17 protein-coding genes, 1 tRNA gene and 3 pseudogenes are annotated in these 14,489 nt (G+C 45.5%); 11 read left to right on the plus strand and 10 right to left on the minus strand.

Translation table 11 applies throughout. From position 1 onward, the window contains the following. The first annotated feature begins 19 nt into the window (after positions 1-19). From tsaE to BQ1619_RS05835, 3 genes are all read left to right on the plus strand, one after another. Positions 20-535 (plus strand): tRNA (adenosine(37)-N6)-threonylcarbamoyltransferase complex ATPase subunit type 1 TsaE, encoded by a 516-nt coding sequence (tsaE, locus tag BQ1619_RS05825; RefSeq protein ID WP_114662789.1) that lies wholly within the window; start codon positions 20-22, stop codon positions 533-535. After that, positions 536-1,870 carry an N-acetylmuramoyl-L-alanine amidase gene (locus tag BQ1619_RS05830; protein ID WP_114662791.1) on the plus strand — a complete coding sequence of 445 codons (1,335 nt, stop codon included), beginning with the start codon at positions 536-538 and terminating at the stop codon, positions 1,868-1,870. Positions 1,871-1,957: 87 nt separating this feature from the next. Continuing rightward, positions 1,958-2,033: transfer RNA gene (locus BQ1619_RS05835), tRNA-Lys, on the plus strand. Between the two features lie 18 nt (positions 2,034-2,051). On the opposite strand, the gene BQ1619_RS09285 is transcribed toward BQ1619_RS05835, so the two are convergent. From BQ1619_RS09285 to BQ1619_RS05855, 5 genes and pseudogenes are all read right to left on the minus strand, one after another. After that, positions 2,052-2,387 (minus strand): alpha/beta hydrolase family protein, encoded by a 336-nt coding sequence (locus BQ1619_RS09285; protein ID WP_197711899.1) that lies wholly within the window; start codon positions 2,385-2,387, stop codon positions 2,052-2,054. Positions 2,388-2,716: 329 nt separating this feature from the next. Then, complete coding sequence (locus tag BQ1619_RS09290) at positions 2,717-3,676, minus strand: TolC family protein (protein WP_197711900.1); 960 nt, start codon at positions 3,674-3,676, stop codon at positions 2,717-2,719. Beyond that, a complete protein-coding gene (locus BQ1619_RS05850) occupies positions 3,562-4,236 on the minus strand; it encodes a linear amide C-N hydrolase (RefSeq protein WP_114662793.1) in 675 nt (224 codons plus the stop codon). The genes BQ1619_RS09290 and BQ1619_RS05850 overlap by 115 nt, the downstream gene beginning before the upstream one ends. Positions 4,237-4,697: 461 nt before the next feature. Continuing rightward, positions 4,698-4,859, minus strand: coding sequence for a hypothetical protein (locus tag BQ1619_RS08705; protein ID WP_162784611.1), 162 nt, complete (start codon positions 4,857-4,859; stop codon positions 4,698-4,700). Between the two features lie 129 nt (positions 4,860-4,988). Continuing rightward, a pseudogene (locus BQ1619_RS05855) lies at positions 4,989-5,678 on the minus strand (nitroreductase). Between the two features lie 95 nt (positions 5,679-5,773). On the opposite strand from BQ1619_RS05855, the gene BQ1619_RS10675 reads away from it, so the two are divergent. The 3 genes from BQ1619_RS10675 (at position 5,774) to BQ1619_RS05865 (ending at position 7,045) form a co-directional block, all read left to right on the plus strand. Continuing rightward, the gene (locus BQ1619_RS10675) at positions 5,774-6,004 is read left to right on the plus strand and encodes an aldolase/citrate lyase family protein (RefSeq protein WP_415066078.1); all 231 of its coding nucleotides are present in this window, start codon (positions 5,774-5,776) and stop codon (positions 6,002-6,004) included. A 59-nt stretch (positions 6,005-6,063) separates the two neighbouring features. Beyond that, complete coding sequence (locus tag BQ1619_RS05860) at positions 6,064-6,699, plus strand: HpcH/HpaI aldolase/citrate lyase family protein (RefSeq protein ID WP_415066080.1); 636 nt, start codon at positions 6,064-6,066, stop codon at positions 6,697-6,699. 127 nt (positions 6,700-6,826) lie between these two features. After that, a complete protein-coding gene (locus tag BQ1619_RS05865; RefSeq protein WP_114662795.1) occupies positions 6,827-7,045 on the plus strand; it encodes a hypothetical protein in 219 nt (72 codons plus the stop codon). Between the two features lie 13 nt (positions 7,046-7,058). Here the strand turns inward: BQ1619_RS05865 and BQ1619_RS05870 are convergent, their stop codons facing one another. Next, positions 7,059-7,232, minus strand: coding sequence for a hypothetical protein (locus BQ1619_RS05870; RefSeq protein ID WP_162784612.1), 174 nt, complete (start codon positions 7,230-7,232; stop codon positions 7,059-7,061). Between the two features lie 495 nt (positions 7,233-7,727). Here BQ1619_RS05870 and BQ1619_RS05875 point away from each other — a divergent pair, with 495 nt between their 5' ends. After that, positions 7,728-8,054: a hypothetical protein gene (locus BQ1619_RS05875; RefSeq protein WP_231968550.1), complete on the plus strand. Its 327-nt coding sequence runs from the start codon at positions 7,728-7,730 to the stop codon at positions 8,052-8,054. Positions 8,055-8,087: 33 nt separating this feature from the next. Further along, on the plus strand, positions 8,088-8,753 hold the full coding sequence (locus BQ1619_RS05880; RefSeq protein WP_114662802.1) for an alpha/beta hydrolase: 666 nt from the start codon (positions 8,088-8,090) through the stop codon (positions 8,751-8,753). Positions 8,754-8,823: 70 nt separating this feature from the next. On the opposite strand, the gene BQ1619_RS05885 is transcribed toward BQ1619_RS05880, so the two are convergent. Then, positions 8,824-9,918, minus strand: a complete 1,095-nt coding sequence (locus BQ1619_RS05885) for a TRAP transporter substrate-binding protein (RefSeq protein WP_114663540.1) — start codon at positions 9,916-9,918, stop codon at positions 8,824-8,826. Positions 9,919-9,961: 43 nt separating this feature from the next. Further along, positions 9,962-11,036 (minus strand): annotated as a pseudogene (locus BQ1619_RS05890) (TldD/PmbA family protein). 26 nt (positions 11,037-11,062) lie between these two features. On the opposite strand from BQ1619_RS05890, the pseudogene mog reads away from it, so the two are divergent. Then, positions 11,063-11,687: pseudogene (mog, locus tag BQ1619_RS05895) on the plus strand (molybdopterin adenylyltransferase). Positions 11,688-11,717: 30 nt separating this feature from the next. Here the strand turns inward: mog and orn are convergent. Beyond that, entirely contained in the window at positions 11,718-12,233 is a 516-nt protein-coding gene (orn, locus tag BQ1619_RS05900) for an oligoribonuclease (RefSeq protein WP_231968640.1), read from the minus strand. 99 nt (positions 12,234-12,332) lie between these two features. Here orn and BQ1619_RS05905 point away from each other — a divergent pair, with 99 nt between their 5' ends. Further along, positions 12,333-13,583, plus strand: a complete 1,251-nt coding sequence (locus BQ1619_RS05905; protein ID WP_114662806.1) for a M48 family metallopeptidase — start codon at positions 12,333-12,335, stop codon at positions 13,581-13,583. 186 nt (positions 13,584-13,769) lie between these two features. Here BQ1619_RS05905 and rsgA (BQ1619_RS10680) read toward each other — a convergent pair whose 3' ends face one another. After that, entirely contained in the window at positions 13,770-14,066 is a 297-nt protein-coding gene (rsgA, locus tag BQ1619_RS10680; protein WP_231968551.1) for a GTPase RsgA, read from the minus strand. Between rsgA (BQ1619_RS10680) and rsgA (BQ1619_RS05920) the strand changes: the two genes are divergently transcribed. After that, on the plus strand, positions 14,039-14,479 hold the full coding sequence (gene rsgA, locus BQ1619_RS05920; RefSeq protein WP_231968552.1) for a GTPase RsgA: 441 nt from the start codon (positions 14,039-14,041) through the stop codon (positions 14,477-14,479). The two genes, rsgA (BQ1619_RS10680) and rsgA (BQ1619_RS05920), sit on opposite strands and share 28 nt — an antisense overlap. The last annotated feature ends 10 nt before the right edge of the window (positions 14,480-14,489 follow it).

Raw genomic sequence — 14,489 nt, forward strand, 5'->3', positions numbered from 1 at the left:
AATTGAATAAACTAGAAGAATGTCCAATACACTAGCTATTTTTGAGCAACATTGTAGGCAAGAGGCAGATACCGCCAAACTTGCCAAACAACTTGCCGGCAGGATTTCTGGATTTTTAGAGCGTCACCCTCAGGGGCACCTTAATATCTCGCTCATTGGTAATTTGGGGGCAGGTAAAACTACATTTGCCCGCTATTTGATTCAGGCCATGGGGCATGAGGGGAAAGTCAAAAGTCCAACGTACACCCTGTGCGAACCCTACTCTATTCAAATGCGATCGAGCTCGGTCACAGCTCACCATTTTGATCTTTACCGAATGCGAGACCCGCTCGAATGGCAGGAGGCCGGTTTTGCAGAATATTTTGATGTGCCTGGCTTTTGTTTAATTGAATGGCCAGAAAAAGCGGAGGGCACTCTTCCGTCTTTTGATCTTCAAATTGAGTTGCTTGCTGGTGCCAATGAAAATGAACGCACGATCACGATCACCGGATTACTCCGTGATGGGGTAACCGTTTTAAAGAGTCTGAACCAATAAATGATCAGCAACAATAAGACCAATCTTGCGAGAAGACGCAATCTTAAGACCTCTGCCAAGCTGATTAGTTTTGCCCTACTACTGACTGAGGTAGAGATTGCTTGGGGCGCCAAAATTTTAGGCGTACGTGTCTGGCCATCCGAGGATTACACCCGCATCACTCTGGAATCCGATACGCCACTTCCGATCAGTCAACAGATATTGACTAACCCAGATCGCTTAGTGGTGGACGTACAATGCTTGGAACAAAATTCCACCCTCAAAGATTTGGTAGCCAAAGTAAAACCGAACGATCCCTACATCTCTCAAGTGCGCGTGGGTCAATTTCAACCCGGGGTAGTCCGTTTGGTCTTTGACTTAAAAGAACCAATCAAGCCACAACTTTTTACACTCGATCCCGCTGGCGAATACAACTACCGCATGGTGTTCGATTTATATCCAACCACACCGCCTGACCCCTTAATGGAATTAGTCAAGAGTAGCGCTCGCAAAGAAGCGGCTTTAGCAAAGCCAAATGAAGAGGTGGATTTAATTGCTCAATTTGCTACTAAAAAAGATATTCCTAAGCCACCGGTGGCTCAAGCCATTCCGGAAACAAAAGAAGTTCCGGCACCAGCAAAATACAAGCGCCTGATTACGATTGCAATCGATCCTGGTCATGGCGGTGAGGACCCTGGCGCCATAGGCTCACTGGGATCACGTGAGAAGCACGTTGTCCTCTCGATTGCCAAAAGACTGAAAGATAAGATTGAGAACGAGGCTTATATGCGCCCGTTTTTAACCAGAGACGGCGATTATTTTGTGCCACTGCATGTTCGGGTACAAAAAGCGCGGCGCGTAGAATCGGATTTGTTTGTCTCCATCCATGCAGATGCATTTATTCAGCCGCATGCGAAAGGTGCCTCAGTTTTTGCTCTATCGCAAATGGGCGCTAGTAGCTCGATGGCGCGGTGGATGGCCAATAAGGAAAATGCATCGGATTTAATTGGCGGCATCAACATCAAGAACCAAGATCGACAAGTCGCTAACCTATTGCTGGATATGTCTACTACCGCCCAGATTAAAAATTCGCTAGTGGCTGGTAATTCAGTCCTCAAGCAAATCGGAGGATTTGCGCCCTTACATAAAGGGAAGGTTGAGCAGGCAAGTTTTGCTGTTTTAAAGGCCCCCGATATTCCATCCATCCTTGTGGAGACAGCTTTTATTAGCAACCCCCAAGAAGAGGCTAAACTGAATGATGATGGCTACCAAGACCGAATCGCCGATGCTATTTTGAAGGGGATTAAGGATTATTTTTCCAAAAATCCGCCCGTGGCCCGCAGAATGAATTCATAAACAAGTCGCAACTACAAGGACTTATGGGCAGCCCCCATAGACTGAGAGATTGCCCACCAAGTTCTTGCTATAATCTATGGCTTAACTGGGTCGGTAGCTCAGTCGGTAGAGCAGCGGACTTTTAATCCGTTGGTCGCGAGTTCGAATCTCGCCCGACCCACCAGTTATACAAAAGCCACCCTTAAGGTGGCTTTTTCTTTTTCAATGAGGTACTTGAAAAGTATCGAGTAAACCATTTTTTCTTTAGCCAAGCTTCAATCAAGTCAGCTATCAGAATATTATTTCGGTCCATCATCATCAGCATATGGGAATTACCTTTAATTCCAACGTCGGGCAAATTAATCACATCCACACTATCACCAGCCTCAATATATTTTTGATTCAAGTCAAGTTGGGTTTTGCGAATATTAGGCCAACGAGAATCTTGATCTATGTAGTCACCATATATTGTCAATATAGGTGTATTTTTTAGAGCAGCAGCCTTAGCTGGATCACCAAAACCAGCAGGTTCAACCAAAATTAGCGCCTTTACCTTATCCGGTCTAGCTTGCGCAACCTTCTGTCCAAATTGACCAGTCTGACTATGCACCAAAACCACACAAGGGCAAACTCGATCAACGAGCTCAGTACAGTATATGCAGCAATCGTTGCAGCGTCTGTAGTAGTCCATCGAGGCACAACCTGCTTCATAAAGTTCTGGTAACCTTCCGCAGGAAACAAGCTTCCAGGAAATTGGGTGCGCTTAGAGGCATCATTACTCCAATTGCCGGCCCCCATGCGAAATCGGCCCCAAGGATTCTCAACTGTTAAAAATTGTGGCTCAGACGGCCAAATATCAGGGGAAGCTCAGCCTAAGCGTCCACGCTCAACCGCATCAGATACATAAGTTTTCCACCCTTTACGAATGAAGTAGTTCTGCCAACCCTCTCTACCATCAGGCGTGGTTTCATAAGTAACGCCAGTCAAGCCACCAGCATGCCAAAGCATAATAGGCAATTTTCCCTTAACGTCCCTCGGAATAAAGTACTGCACATACATTTGCTCAACTAAATAATTACCATTGGGATCAATTTTTGCAGGGGCACTTCCAGGACTAAAAACAACTTCTTTAATCGGGCGACCTGAGATCTCCACTAAGCAACCTCCAACATGAAAGGATCCCATATCCACCACATTGAGTGGCGGCAACTTAGATTGCGCGATTAGCAGCTTGGTCGGCCAGCTGGCTAGCACTTTTGCTTTTAAGCATGCCAACTGGGATTGTGTTAATTCTGTTGAAGTAATCTTGGCTAATACATCACCCTGCTTCACGACCTGACCGCCCTTAAAATCCCAAATAGGAATACTTATCTGCAATCCATACAAACGATCGGTAAAGTTCGGGTCATTGTATTGAGAAACTTTAAAAGCCAATTTCGGTAAACGAGAATTTTTCTCAAAACTTAATTTTGACTCACTCGCCTCAACATCAGCTTTTGCTTTTTGCAATTCAGGGCTTTGTGCTTGTAATTCACCCAATAAGATATTTAATAGTGGTAAGTTTTCAACTTTAGGTTGCTCATGCACAACGCTAAAATTATCTGGCAGTGCATGTCCAACCACCTGACGCAATCCGTTGCGAGCCTGCTCTACTCTCAGCTTTCCAGATTCCGAGGCAATTTGAGCATTCAGAAATTCGGTTTGAGCACGAATCAGTTCAAACCGCGCAGTCTCACCAACGTCATAACGTAATTGCATACGATCCCGAATCTGTTTTGTAAGGTTAAGATCCTCATCGGCAGCTTTAGACTCAGCTTCGCATCGCATGAGCTCATAAAACGCTGCTGCACTTTAGAAATAACCTCGATTTCAAAAGCAATGCGAGTTGTTTCTGCCGAACGGTAATTGGCCTCGGCAGCGTTTACTCGTGGGAAACGGGTATATATTAACCCGCTGTTCTTCTTGCTCACATTTACCGAAGTGAAGCCTTGGATCAATCGTATTGCGATTTTTATGGGATGCATCTTTGGCCCGATCTTCTTTGTGATTGATCGTGAGGTAATGACCAATTCACCTTTGAGATATTCAATAACAATGCTTTTACCGTTTGCATCATGCAATGTCATCCGCACTGGTGCGGATTGATTACGGAATGCTGGAATAATGGAGCGATTCACCATAATCTTCGGAAAAGCCGCCTTCACTTCATCAACAGTAGAAAAATTAGTGAGAGCATAAGTCAACATTTGCACTGAGGCGATGCTCTTGGCAGAGTCACCTGGGGGCACCGCTTGATATACAGCAGTATTTTGGGCATTTAACAATCCCCCAACCAAGCCTTTCTCATTCATACCATCAACCAACACTGGCAAACCAAGGCCATTCATGCCTGCCGTTGCGTATTTGGTAGTCTAATTAAGACCGGTTCCAAGCTTGCTGTCTACACCCACACCAAACATCGCAGTATTTTTTGGAATTACTGTAACTTGGGATTTCAGAGGCAAGCCGAACTCCATAGTACGGCCATATACGTATCCACCATCATTTCCTTTAATCAAAAAAAACTGGTACAGGCATTACCAGCCATTGGAATAAACGCGATCGATGTTGCTAACGATGTAGCGATGATTTTCTTAAGCATACTTATTTCCTTTTAAATACAGTTTGAGTAATAGCGGCTTCTTTAGTTCAAATCTTAAGGCCGGATCGATAAATAATTTGCAAGCAACGGCACAACAAAGTTAATAAGGCATTCCAAAAGAATGCCTTATTAAAATTTATCTGCTTCGATTTCATTTGCATTACGTTTATCTCTAAATCGAGCAGATTGTTACAACTTATGTATTCGTTATTTAAGTACAACCAGAGTAACTGTCGCGCGAGCGCCCCAGCCTGATGGACCACCCAGTGTATTGCTGACGTAGTAAATCGGGCCCGCACCAAATGAAATCGGCACGCCATCAAACACCATTAACTTCGATACACCCGCATAAAGAGCTATGGGAATCACTGCACTGATTCTTTTTCTATTATTTGGAATTACGGCAGTTTTGCAAACTGTGTTTCCGGAGTACTCAAACTTCTAACAAATCCGAGATAAGACGCCAAGCCTGGGTCTTATCCGCGCGATTAATGTTTATCACTCAATCCAAGTGGTAAATTCCTCCGCCCAAACACGTGGAGTGCGGAAGGTATTCACGATATCGCTTTGATCAGCATGTCCGAGCGCCATACCGCATACCAGCATCTCATTCTCTTGAGCGCCAATAAACGGCAAGATGATTTTTGAGTAATTATTCTAGGCGGCTTGCGGACAAGTATCAAGACCCTCACCCCTCGCGGCAATCATGAAGTTTTGCAGAAACATACCGTAATCGAGCAGCGAACCTCTGCCAAGCTCTTTATCAATAGTAAAAAAGATTCCTACAGGGGCGCCAAAGAATTCAAAGTTCTTGCGGTGTTGGGCATGCATCTTATCTTTATCGCTCTTAGTGATACCAAGCAGTCCATAGAGGCCCCAACCGTTTTCACGACGGCGATCAATATAGGGGCTAAACCATTTGCTAGGATAGTAGTCATAGCCCGCCGGAAACTCTTTTTCTAACTCTGGATTCTTTGCGATGGCATCGTAAGCATCACAGACTTGACTGCACAAATCGCGCAACCTTTCCCCCTCGAGTACATATGCTTTCCATGGTTGCGTATTGGTACCTGACGGCGCTCTAGCAGAGAGATTGAGTAATTTCAAAACCGTCTCTCGGGAAACGGGTTCTTTGGTAAATGCTCGCACGGACATTCTGGATTCAATGGCTTTGGCAACAGAATTCATTTCTTCCCCAATTCATCTTCATTTTGCTTCGATCGTAGTGCTATTCAGATGTGATATTTTGACTCAACCCAATTGCATAACTTTTTATCGTCATCATGATCAATATTAGTAGACCCCGCCGCTCTGTTCTTTATATTCCTGGCGCCAATACACGCGCCTTGGAGAAAGCCAAGACATTGGCAGCAGATTCGCTGAATCTGGATCTTGAGGATCCAGTTTCTCCAGATACTAAAGTTGCGGCCAGACAAAATATCCTGGCAGCACTAGAGGGCGGCTTTGGTCACCGTGAAGCAGTGGTTCGGATTAACAGCCTCAATACCCCATAAGGCATCGACGACCCCAAAACATTTCCAACAGCAAAGCGGATGCCATCGTTCTACCTAAAGTGGAGTCTGCGGGACAGATTCAGAAAGTTGCGCAGACACTTCAAGATCTTAATGCTCGACCTGACTTGACGATTTGGGCGATGATCGAAACACCTAAAGCGATATTCAAGCTTCCCGAGATTGCCAATGGACATCCATTGCTTGAAGCGCTAGTTTTAGGAACGTCCGATCTTGTCAAAAACCTTCATGCAAGACACACGCCTAACCGAGTTGAAACACAAACCGCTTTGTCACTTTCCATACTAGCAGCCCGTGCGTTTGGACTTTGTGTTTTAGATGGCGTTCGCTTGTCCTTAAATGATGAAGTGGGATTACGCCAGTCCTCCATTCAGGGGCGGGATATGGGCTTTGATGGCAGAACACTCATCCACCCCAATCAGATTGCTATCGCCAATGAAACCTTTGGACCATCTCCCGCAGAAATAACTGAGGCTCAAGCACGCATCACAGCCTATGAGGAGGCAATTAAGTCGGGAGCAGGAATTGCAGTACTCGATGGCAAACTGATCGAAGAACTGCATATTCAAGATGCCAAACGTATTCTTGCTTTAGCGACGACTATTGCATCTTTTAGCAATGGTCCAGAATATTTCCTGACTAACGCACTAGTTAGGTGCGTTTTCAAGAACCATTAAGCCGACATCCTGCGGAGTTATGGGTGCCCTCACATCCAAGTCATTTTTTAACACTCAATTGGTGCATTCCATATTCTTGTTTGTGATATGCATATCGAGATGCTCGTCACCAATTCTATGGTGGGGCATGCATATAAAAATTACTAAAAGTTTGGTTCTAAGCGGCCAACTTCACAGTCTGGAGACTATTCCGGAAACCCTGTTTCCGGAGGGGGAGTACTTGGCCAACCTGACGCCTGACGGCAAGATTGAAGTAATTAATACCAAGCCCATTAAAGCGCTATTTTCATTTTCCCAATTTCGGGAAAAGATTTCACAAGGCGACTTTATCGTCGTTGAGGCCTAATAATGAAGCAGGCTTAGTGATCTAAGTGAGCCCATTTACTCTGTTGCAAGCGATATTTACAGTCCTGCGCATGATTTTCAAGTAGGCCAAAAATCACCGTGGTTGGAATTTTGCAATGCTTACAACGATAAGCATGTTGCTGCTCTTCTATTTTTTCTTGCGGGTAATCAACATAGAACGCCTTCACGATTCGCTCCTGTTCGTTGGACTTCTTGAAAGCATACAAAATATCTTACACCTCTGCCTACCGAATTCTCGTGATCCCTCTAAGTAAAAGTGCGGATAGGTTTTATTCGAAATCGAATTAGCCTGGTCAGGCTATTTAGGGTGTATGCCCCACATTATTCGTACAAGGCTAAAATTATGATCTGGTTCGGTTTGGCAGTTGCTATCTTTTGCATAGCACTTTATTACAGCCCTCCTCAGATTTTTACCCAACATCCCCTGTCGATTTTTGCTCCTGCAGTCATTCTATTTTTGGCTATAGCTTGGAATATTTCACCAACATGACCTGGGCAAGCATCTGGAAAATTTTATGGCTTAATCTTCCATTTTTATGGCACATCCTTATTAACTGCAATGTTTTGTCCAGCAATTGCGTTAACGATATTATTTCCAGTGGCATTTCTTGGTATCTATGTCATACAGGGGGGATATATAGATGCCCCATCAACATTATTTAATGGTGTGCGTTTTACCAACCGTATTTGCCTATCTCACCATTAAGCTCATCCAAAAATATGTTCCCAAACATCTTCTTGTACTAATCTTGGGCAATGGTTACGTTGCCGCCTTTCTGAGCGTGATCCTGTCTGGCACGCTACTGTTGATTCTAAAAACGGTCTTTGGCGATGACGCAAATCATATCGATATCGAAGGCTGGACCTTAGGACTCATCATCATTGCGTTCATGGAAGGGTCACTATCTGGAATGCTACTGGCAATCTTCCTAATTTATAGACCAAACTGGGTCTCAACCTATAACGAAGAAGCCTATATGAGTCGATAATAGGGTATTACTAACGCTGGAGTCACCAAGCCCATGTTGCCCTGTATCGAACTCGAAACTCAACCAAACCCAAGCGCCGCGATCATTTGGCTCCATGGTCTTGGAGCCGATGGCAATGATTTTGTTCCGATTGTTCCTGAACTCGATTTGACCAGATGCCCTGGTATTCGGTTTGTGTTTCCAAGCGCCCCGAGTATGCCGGTGATCGTTAATGGTGGCTACGTTATGCCCGCTTGGTACGACATCATCGGCCGAAATCTGATGGATCAAGAGGATGCTACGGGCATTCATCGTTCGGCGCATGCTATTACCAAAATTATCGAGCGTGAAGCAAGTCGAGGCATAGCTTATGACAATATTGTTTTAGCTGGCTTCTCACAAGGGTGTGCCATGGCATTGCAAATTGGCTTGCGTTTCCCGCACAAGCTAGCTGGCATCATCGCCCTTTCTGGGTACTTACCATTGGCAATGTCGCTCAATACCGAAAAACATTCTGCCAACCAAACGACTCCCATCTTTATGGCTCACGGAATGTATGATGCTGTCGTTATTCCAGAGCGAGCTGAAGCTTCATATGCGTTGCTTGAAAAAATGGGTTACGCAGTGAGTTGGAATGAATATCCCATGGAGCACTCTGTCAATCGCGAAGAACTGATGGATATCTCACGCTTTATAAAAGCCGTGTTAATTCGCCCTTGAGCAACTAAACGCCAATCATTCATGAACATTAAGGACCCGAAAGGGTCCTTAATGGATAAATTGAAATGAATTAGAGTTTCTTATTAAAACTGTATTGCGCAAACGCCTGTTCTGCCACCCCAAACCACTGCGCCTCCATATTTCTGAAGACACGGTAATCATCAAAAATTTTCTTGAACTGAGGATTTTTGGCGGACTCTTCTGCATAAGTTTCTTGGCTAACCTTAAAGCACGCATCCATGATGGAAGAGTTGAACTTACGAAGCACTGCGCCGTTTTGCAATAAGCGCTGCAATGCTGGTGGATTTAGCGCATCATATTTTGCACACATATCAGTGTGTGCCTCAAAACAAGCAGACTCCCATCCCGCCCGATAAGAAGGAGGCAATGCATCCCATTGTTTTTTATTAACTAAAAAGGATAGGCCAGCAGCGCCTTCCCAAAATGCTGGGTAGTAGTAATTTTTCGCCACCTTTGCCAAACCCAATTTCTCATCATCATAGGGACCAACAAACTCAGCTGCATCAATTGCTCCCTTTTCTAATGCTGAATATATTTCCCCAGCAGGTAGTTGCTGAGGTACTACACCCAGCTTTGCTAAAACCTGACCAGCAAAGCCAGCAATCCGGAACTTTAGCCCCTTCAAATCTTCTGGTGATTTAATTTCTTTACGAAACCAACCACCCATTTGAGTACCAGTTTGACCGCCCAAAAAATTCACGATGTTATAGCTAGCATAAAGTTCTCGCATTAGTTTCATACCATTGCCATGAAGCATCCAAGCAGACTGCTGGCGTGCGGTCATACCAAAGGGTGCGGCAGTATCAAAAATGAAGGCGCTATTCTTTCCTAAATAGTAATAACTGGCGGTATGGCCGCATTCAACCGTACCAGTTTGAACTGCATCGAGCACTTGCAGGGCCGGAACCACTTCCCCCGCTGCAAACACTTTCACGTTAAATTTCCCATCGGTTGCCTTCCGAAGAGCATTAGCAAAAACTTCGGGTGTTCCGTAAAGGGTATCTAGCGATTTAGGAAAACTCGAAACTAAACGCCAATTTAATGTCGGTAAATTTTGCGCAATGGCGGGCGCTCCAATGCTAGCAACCCCGGTAGCAACGCCAACACCTGCGGTTGCCTTCTTGAGGAAAGAACGTCTTTGCATTTCCATCTCCTTTTTAATTGATGAATAGATTCTATAGGGCAACTTATTTTTCGCCAACAGTCATCGAACAAATCAAAATTGAACCCGTTTCTTTGGTTCCACGAATTAATGTATCGCTACTAATTAGCTCGATATCAAGAAGCATATCGCGCAAGTTGCCTGCAATAGTCACCTCCTCAACAGGATATTGAATTTCACCATTCTCAACCCAGTAGCCAAATGCACCCCGCGAGTAATCACTAGTCACATAATTTACGCCCTGACACATCGACGCGAGAACCAATAATCCAGTGCCCATTTGTTTTGGTAGCGCAGGCAATCCACCCTTTGGTGTTTTTTTGCTCTGCAGTGTTAAATGATGGGAGCCACCCGCGTTGCCAGTAGTCTTCATCCCCAATTTGCGAGCAGAATACGTCGATAAAAAGTAGCCCTGCAATATTCCCTTATCCACTACAGTACGGGCCTGTGTTTTGACACCCTCCTCATCGAATGGCGCGTTACCCGTCATACCCACCTAACAAGCCGGCCGCCGGAGGCGCCTCAAATATAACAGGGCAACGTCGCGTAGAAAGAGATCTTGCTTTTAAGCGCGATAGGGCACGCTGGGCTGCATATATTCCGATGGCCGCTGGGTCAGCCAATTCGGCTGGCATGCGCGAACTGGAATACCAATCATCACGTTGCATGTGCAATTTTTTTCCACCTTCACTGGCAATAGGCGCACAAGAAATGTAGTGACGCGAAAATGGATACCCGCCAATAAAGCCGTGCGAGGTGCCCATCATGAAATGGGCATGGTGAGCAGATACGGAAGCGCCATCGCTATTTTGAATTTGCTTGCTGACTGCAAAGGCAGCGGCGTCTACTGTCGCCTTAAGGGATGCTTTAGAAAAATCTCTTGTGCTGGCATTGCCACGTCGATGCCCTAAAAATACAGTCACCCCCACTTGCTTATCCAGACTTTGCTCAATCGTCTCGACCTCGCCCTTGCGAACCGTGACGGAGAGGCCCTGCCCCTCTGAGACTTCCGCAACCGCATCTGTGGCACCCCGTCTTTTGGCCTCTTTGAGCATGAAATCGATGATTTCTTGAAACTGACTACATGAATATGTAAACATGACCTAATAATAGCTAGAATAGAAACATGAAGCATACTGAAGCCCTAAAACGCACCTCCCCAAATGAGATCAAAATTGGTTTAATCTCGATTTCCGATCGGGCCAGTAAAAGCGTTTATCAAGATGAGGGGATCCCAGCGCTCCAAACCTGGCTTATGAAAGCCATCAAAAATCCCTGCGCCTTTCATGAGCGCTTAATTGCCGATGAGCTTGAAACGATTACTGAATCCATAGTTGAGCTGGTAGATGACATGGGCTGTGATCTCGTCCTCACCACCGGGGGCACGGGGCCTTCAAGACGCGATGTGACGCCCGAAACAACCCTAGAGGCTGGCACTCGTGAAATGCCTGGTTTTGGCGAACAAATGCGCCAAATCAGCCCGCATTTTGTTCCGATCGCAATATTGTCTAGGCAAATAGCTTGTGCTCCGAGAAATCGAAGATCACGCAGCGCTAGTAATCAATTTACCCGGCCAACCTAAGGCGATTGCAGAGACGCCGGAAGGCCTAAAAGATGAAAATGGTAAATCGATTGTGCCGGGTATTTTTGCCGCAGTACCCTATTGCATCGATTTAATTGGCGGATCCTATATCGAAACCAACGAGGAAGTAATTAAAGTGTTTCGACCGAAAAGTGCTATTAAGAAATAAGCTATTGCAGTGCCAATCTAGCATCTAGTATTACGGTAGCGGAACAATAAATGTATCGCGGTAGTACTTCAACTCTTCAATCGATTCCTCGATATCTGCCGGAGCAGTGTGCGCCTGCTTTTTGATAAAGCCTTTGACCAACTCTGGATGCCAACGTTTACATAACTCTTTTAATGTAGAAACATCTACGTTTCGATAATGAAAGTAAGCCTCTAATTTTGGCATGTACTTAGCCATAAAGCGCCGATCCTGTCCGATCGTATTCCCACACATAGGTGCAATGCCTGCCTTAATGTATTTCTTCAGGAAAGCAATACATTCCGCCTCGACATCAGCCTCGGTCATGGTGGAGGCTTTCACCTTATCGATCAACCCAGATCGTCCATGAGTCCCCTTATTCCAAGCGTCCATCGCATCCAAAATGGCATCGTCCTGATGCACCACCCAAACCGGAGCAATTGCAATCGTATTGAGATGAGCGTCCGTCACAATCATAGCTATCTCGAGGATGCGTTCGGTTTCTGGATTTAGTCCAGACATCTCCATATCGACCCAGATTAAATGCTCGCTGGGTGATGCCGTTTTAGAGGGTGTTGTATTACTTTGTACAGTACTCGTTTGTTCGCTCATAACTACAATGATCTCATGACATTCACAATTATTTTCCTAATTGCCTTTATTAGCAGTTTTGGCCTGCGCCACTGGCTATCCCTGCGCCAAATTCGGCATGTTGCCCAGCATCGAGATACGGTTCCAGCAGAATTTGCTAACAAAGTAACCTTAACCGAACACCAAAAGGCTGCCGACTATACGATTGCTAAATTGCGTTTAGGTATCCCCGAAAATGGGGTCAGCGCCATCATTTTAATTGCCTTCACTTTGCTTGGCGGTTTACAGATTCTGAATCTATTTCTTCTGCAATTATTCGGTGAGGGTGTTGCCCAACAAATAGCGCTATTAGTATCCGCCGTACTCATCTCCGGCGCCATTGATCTACCATTCTCTTGGTACAAGCAATTCCACCTTGAGGAACGCTTTGGCTTTAATCGTATGAGTAAAAAGCTATTTTTCAGTGACATGATGAAAGGGATTGCCGTTGGTGGAGCAATTGGTATCCCCCTTCTCTGGGTGATCCTGGCCTTGATGCTCAAAGCAGGTGACCTTTGGTGGATCTGGGCTTGGGCGGTGCTATCTTCTTTCAGCTTGTTGATGCAGTGGATTTTCCCAACATTCATTGCCTCTTTGTTTAATAAGTTCGAAGCCTTAGAAGAGGGACCACTCAAAACGCAGATTGAAGCACTACTTGCACGCTGTGATTTTGCCAGCCAAGGGTTATTCGTCATGGATGGCAGTAAACGTAGTGCTCACGGCAATGCATTTTTTGCCGGCATGGGCAAAGCCAAGCGCATTGTATTTTTTGACACATTAATTGAAAAGCTCAATCCCGGTGAAGTTGAGGCTGTCCTTGCGCACGAACTTGGACACTTCAAGTGCAACCATATTCGCAAGCGCCTGCTGGTGTCATTCGCGTTGAGTTTTGGCATGTTTGCCCTACTCGGATGGGTTAGCACCCAATTTTGGTTCTATACCGATCTAGGTGTGATGCCGAATTTGGACGGGTATAACGGTGGACTAGCATTGGCACTATTTATGTTGGTATCGCCTGTATTTAGCTTTTTCTTTACCCCCTTAAGTAGTCTTGCTTCTCGCAAGCATGAATATGAGGCAGATGGCTTTGCTGCACAAAAATCATCGGCACAAGATCTTATCTCTGCTCTAGTGAAGCTTTATCAAGATAACGCTTCAACACTCACCCCGGATCCGATCTACACCGCTTTTTATAGTTCGCATCCTCCCGCGCCACTGCGAATTGCCAACTTGCAACGCCAAAGCTAGTCATCCCTCAATGGAAACGTTTCGCGTGCTACTGACCCGCCTCCTATGGAAGGCATTATCTAGCGCAACGTTTGGCATCAAACCATTGGGAAAATGAATCTCCGTGCCGGCCCATTGATTCAAGTAAGCACCCCTGCTAAGCAACACATTGGTGCCGTGGGTGACCGCCTCCTCTTGGAAATGACCTCAGCAGATCAAGCCCGCATTATCGAGATTGAACCCCGCGAAAATATTTTGTATCGTTCCGATGCGTTTAAAAGCAATATTATTGAATCGAATGTAGATCAAACTTGGCGAAACCTCGCTCACTGCGTAACCCATGCGAGCATAGGGTTCGATCATTTTACAAGCATGCTCTAAGTTGTCTTTGAGGGCACACTTATTGAGCAGAATGTGAAGGTCGATTTGGTTGACTTCCGCTGCAACCACTGCCCTACCTAATAAGTCTGGTGAAAATGCTGGCTGCGTTGCTAGTACTACCAAAATTTGATCATGCCTCGATAGATGCTTTGCGCCCTATTTTGGCTGGAAAGGTATCTGTCTTTGTTGGTCAATCTGGCATGGGAAAATCTAGCCTGCTAAATGCTTGGGTGCCAAATGCCGCTGCACTGACCCAAGAATATTCAGTGCGTCTGGATACGGGAAAACATACAACAACTGCGTGCCGCTATTTTGAATTACCAGAATCATGGGGACGTGGTGAAACAGGTAAATTGGGTGCCCTCATTGACTCCCCGGATTCCAAGAATTTGGTTTGGCGCGTATGTCGGTCAGCGAGTTGCAGCATGCATTCCGAGAATTTAAGGATTTGCTCGGTAAATGTCGCTTTCATAATTGCGCGCATTTATCTGAACCCGATTGCGCAGTCCGCGATGCGGGCGAGCGAAATGAAATAGCGCCAGAAAG

Source organism: Polynucleobacter necessarius (genome assembly GCF_900095195.1).
GTDB lineage: Bacteria > Pseudomonadota > Gammaproteobacteria > Burkholderiales > Burkholderiaceae > Polynucleobacter > Polynucleobacter necessarius_G.

What these genes read in the sequence shown, in the direction of transcription:
- BQ1619_RS05905 (WP_114662806.1), top strand. Translation starts at nt 12,333, where the DNA reads ATGACATTCACAATTATTTTCCTAATTGCCTTTATTAGCAGTTTTGGC.
- tsaE (WP_114662789.1), top strand. Translation starts at nt 20, where the DNA reads ATGTCCAATACACTAGCTATTTTTGAGCAACATTGTAGGCAAGAGGCA.
- orn (WP_231968640.1), bottom strand. Translation starts at nt 12,233, where the DNA reads ATGGAGATGTCTGGACTAAATCCAGAAACCGAACGCATCCTCGAGATA.
- BQ1619_RS05850 (WP_114662793.1), bottom strand. Translation starts at nt 4,236, where the DNA reads ATGAATGGCCTTGGTTTGCCAGTGTTGGTTGATGGTATGAATGAGAAA.
- BQ1619_RS05885 (WP_114663540.1), bottom strand. Translation starts at nt 9,918, where the DNA reads ATGCAAAGACGTTCTTTCCTCAAGAAGGCAACCGCAGGTGTTGGCGTT.
- BQ1619_RS10675 (WP_415066078.1), top strand. Translation starts at nt 5,774, where the DNA reads ATGATCAATATTAGTAGACCCCGCCGCTCTGTTCTTTATATTCCTGGC.
- BQ1619_RS05875 (WP_231968550.1), top strand. Translation starts at nt 7,728, where the DNA reads ATGGTGTGCGTTTTACCAACCGTATTTGCCTATCTCACCATTAAGCTC.
- rsgA (WP_231968552.1), top strand. Translation starts at nt 14,039, where the DNA reads ATGCTGGCTGCGTTGCTAGTACTACCAAAATTTGATCATGCCTCGATA.
- BQ1619_RS05865 (WP_114662795.1), top strand. Translation starts at nt 6,827, where the DNA reads ATGCATATAAAAATTACTAAAAGTTTGGTTCTAAGCGGCCAACTTCAC.
- BQ1619_RS09290 (WP_197711900.1), bottom strand. Translation starts at nt 3,676, where the DNA reads ATGCGATGCGAAGCTGAGTCTAAAGCTGCCGATGAGGATCTTAACCTT.
- BQ1619_RS05830 (WP_114662791.1), top strand. Translation starts at nt 536, where the DNA reads ATGATCAGCAACAATAAGACCAATCTTGCGAGAAGACGCAATCTTAAG.
- BQ1619_RS05880 (WP_114662802.1), top strand. Translation starts at nt 8,088, where the DNA reads ATGTTGCCCTGTATCGAACTCGAAACTCAACCAAACCCAAGCGCCGCG.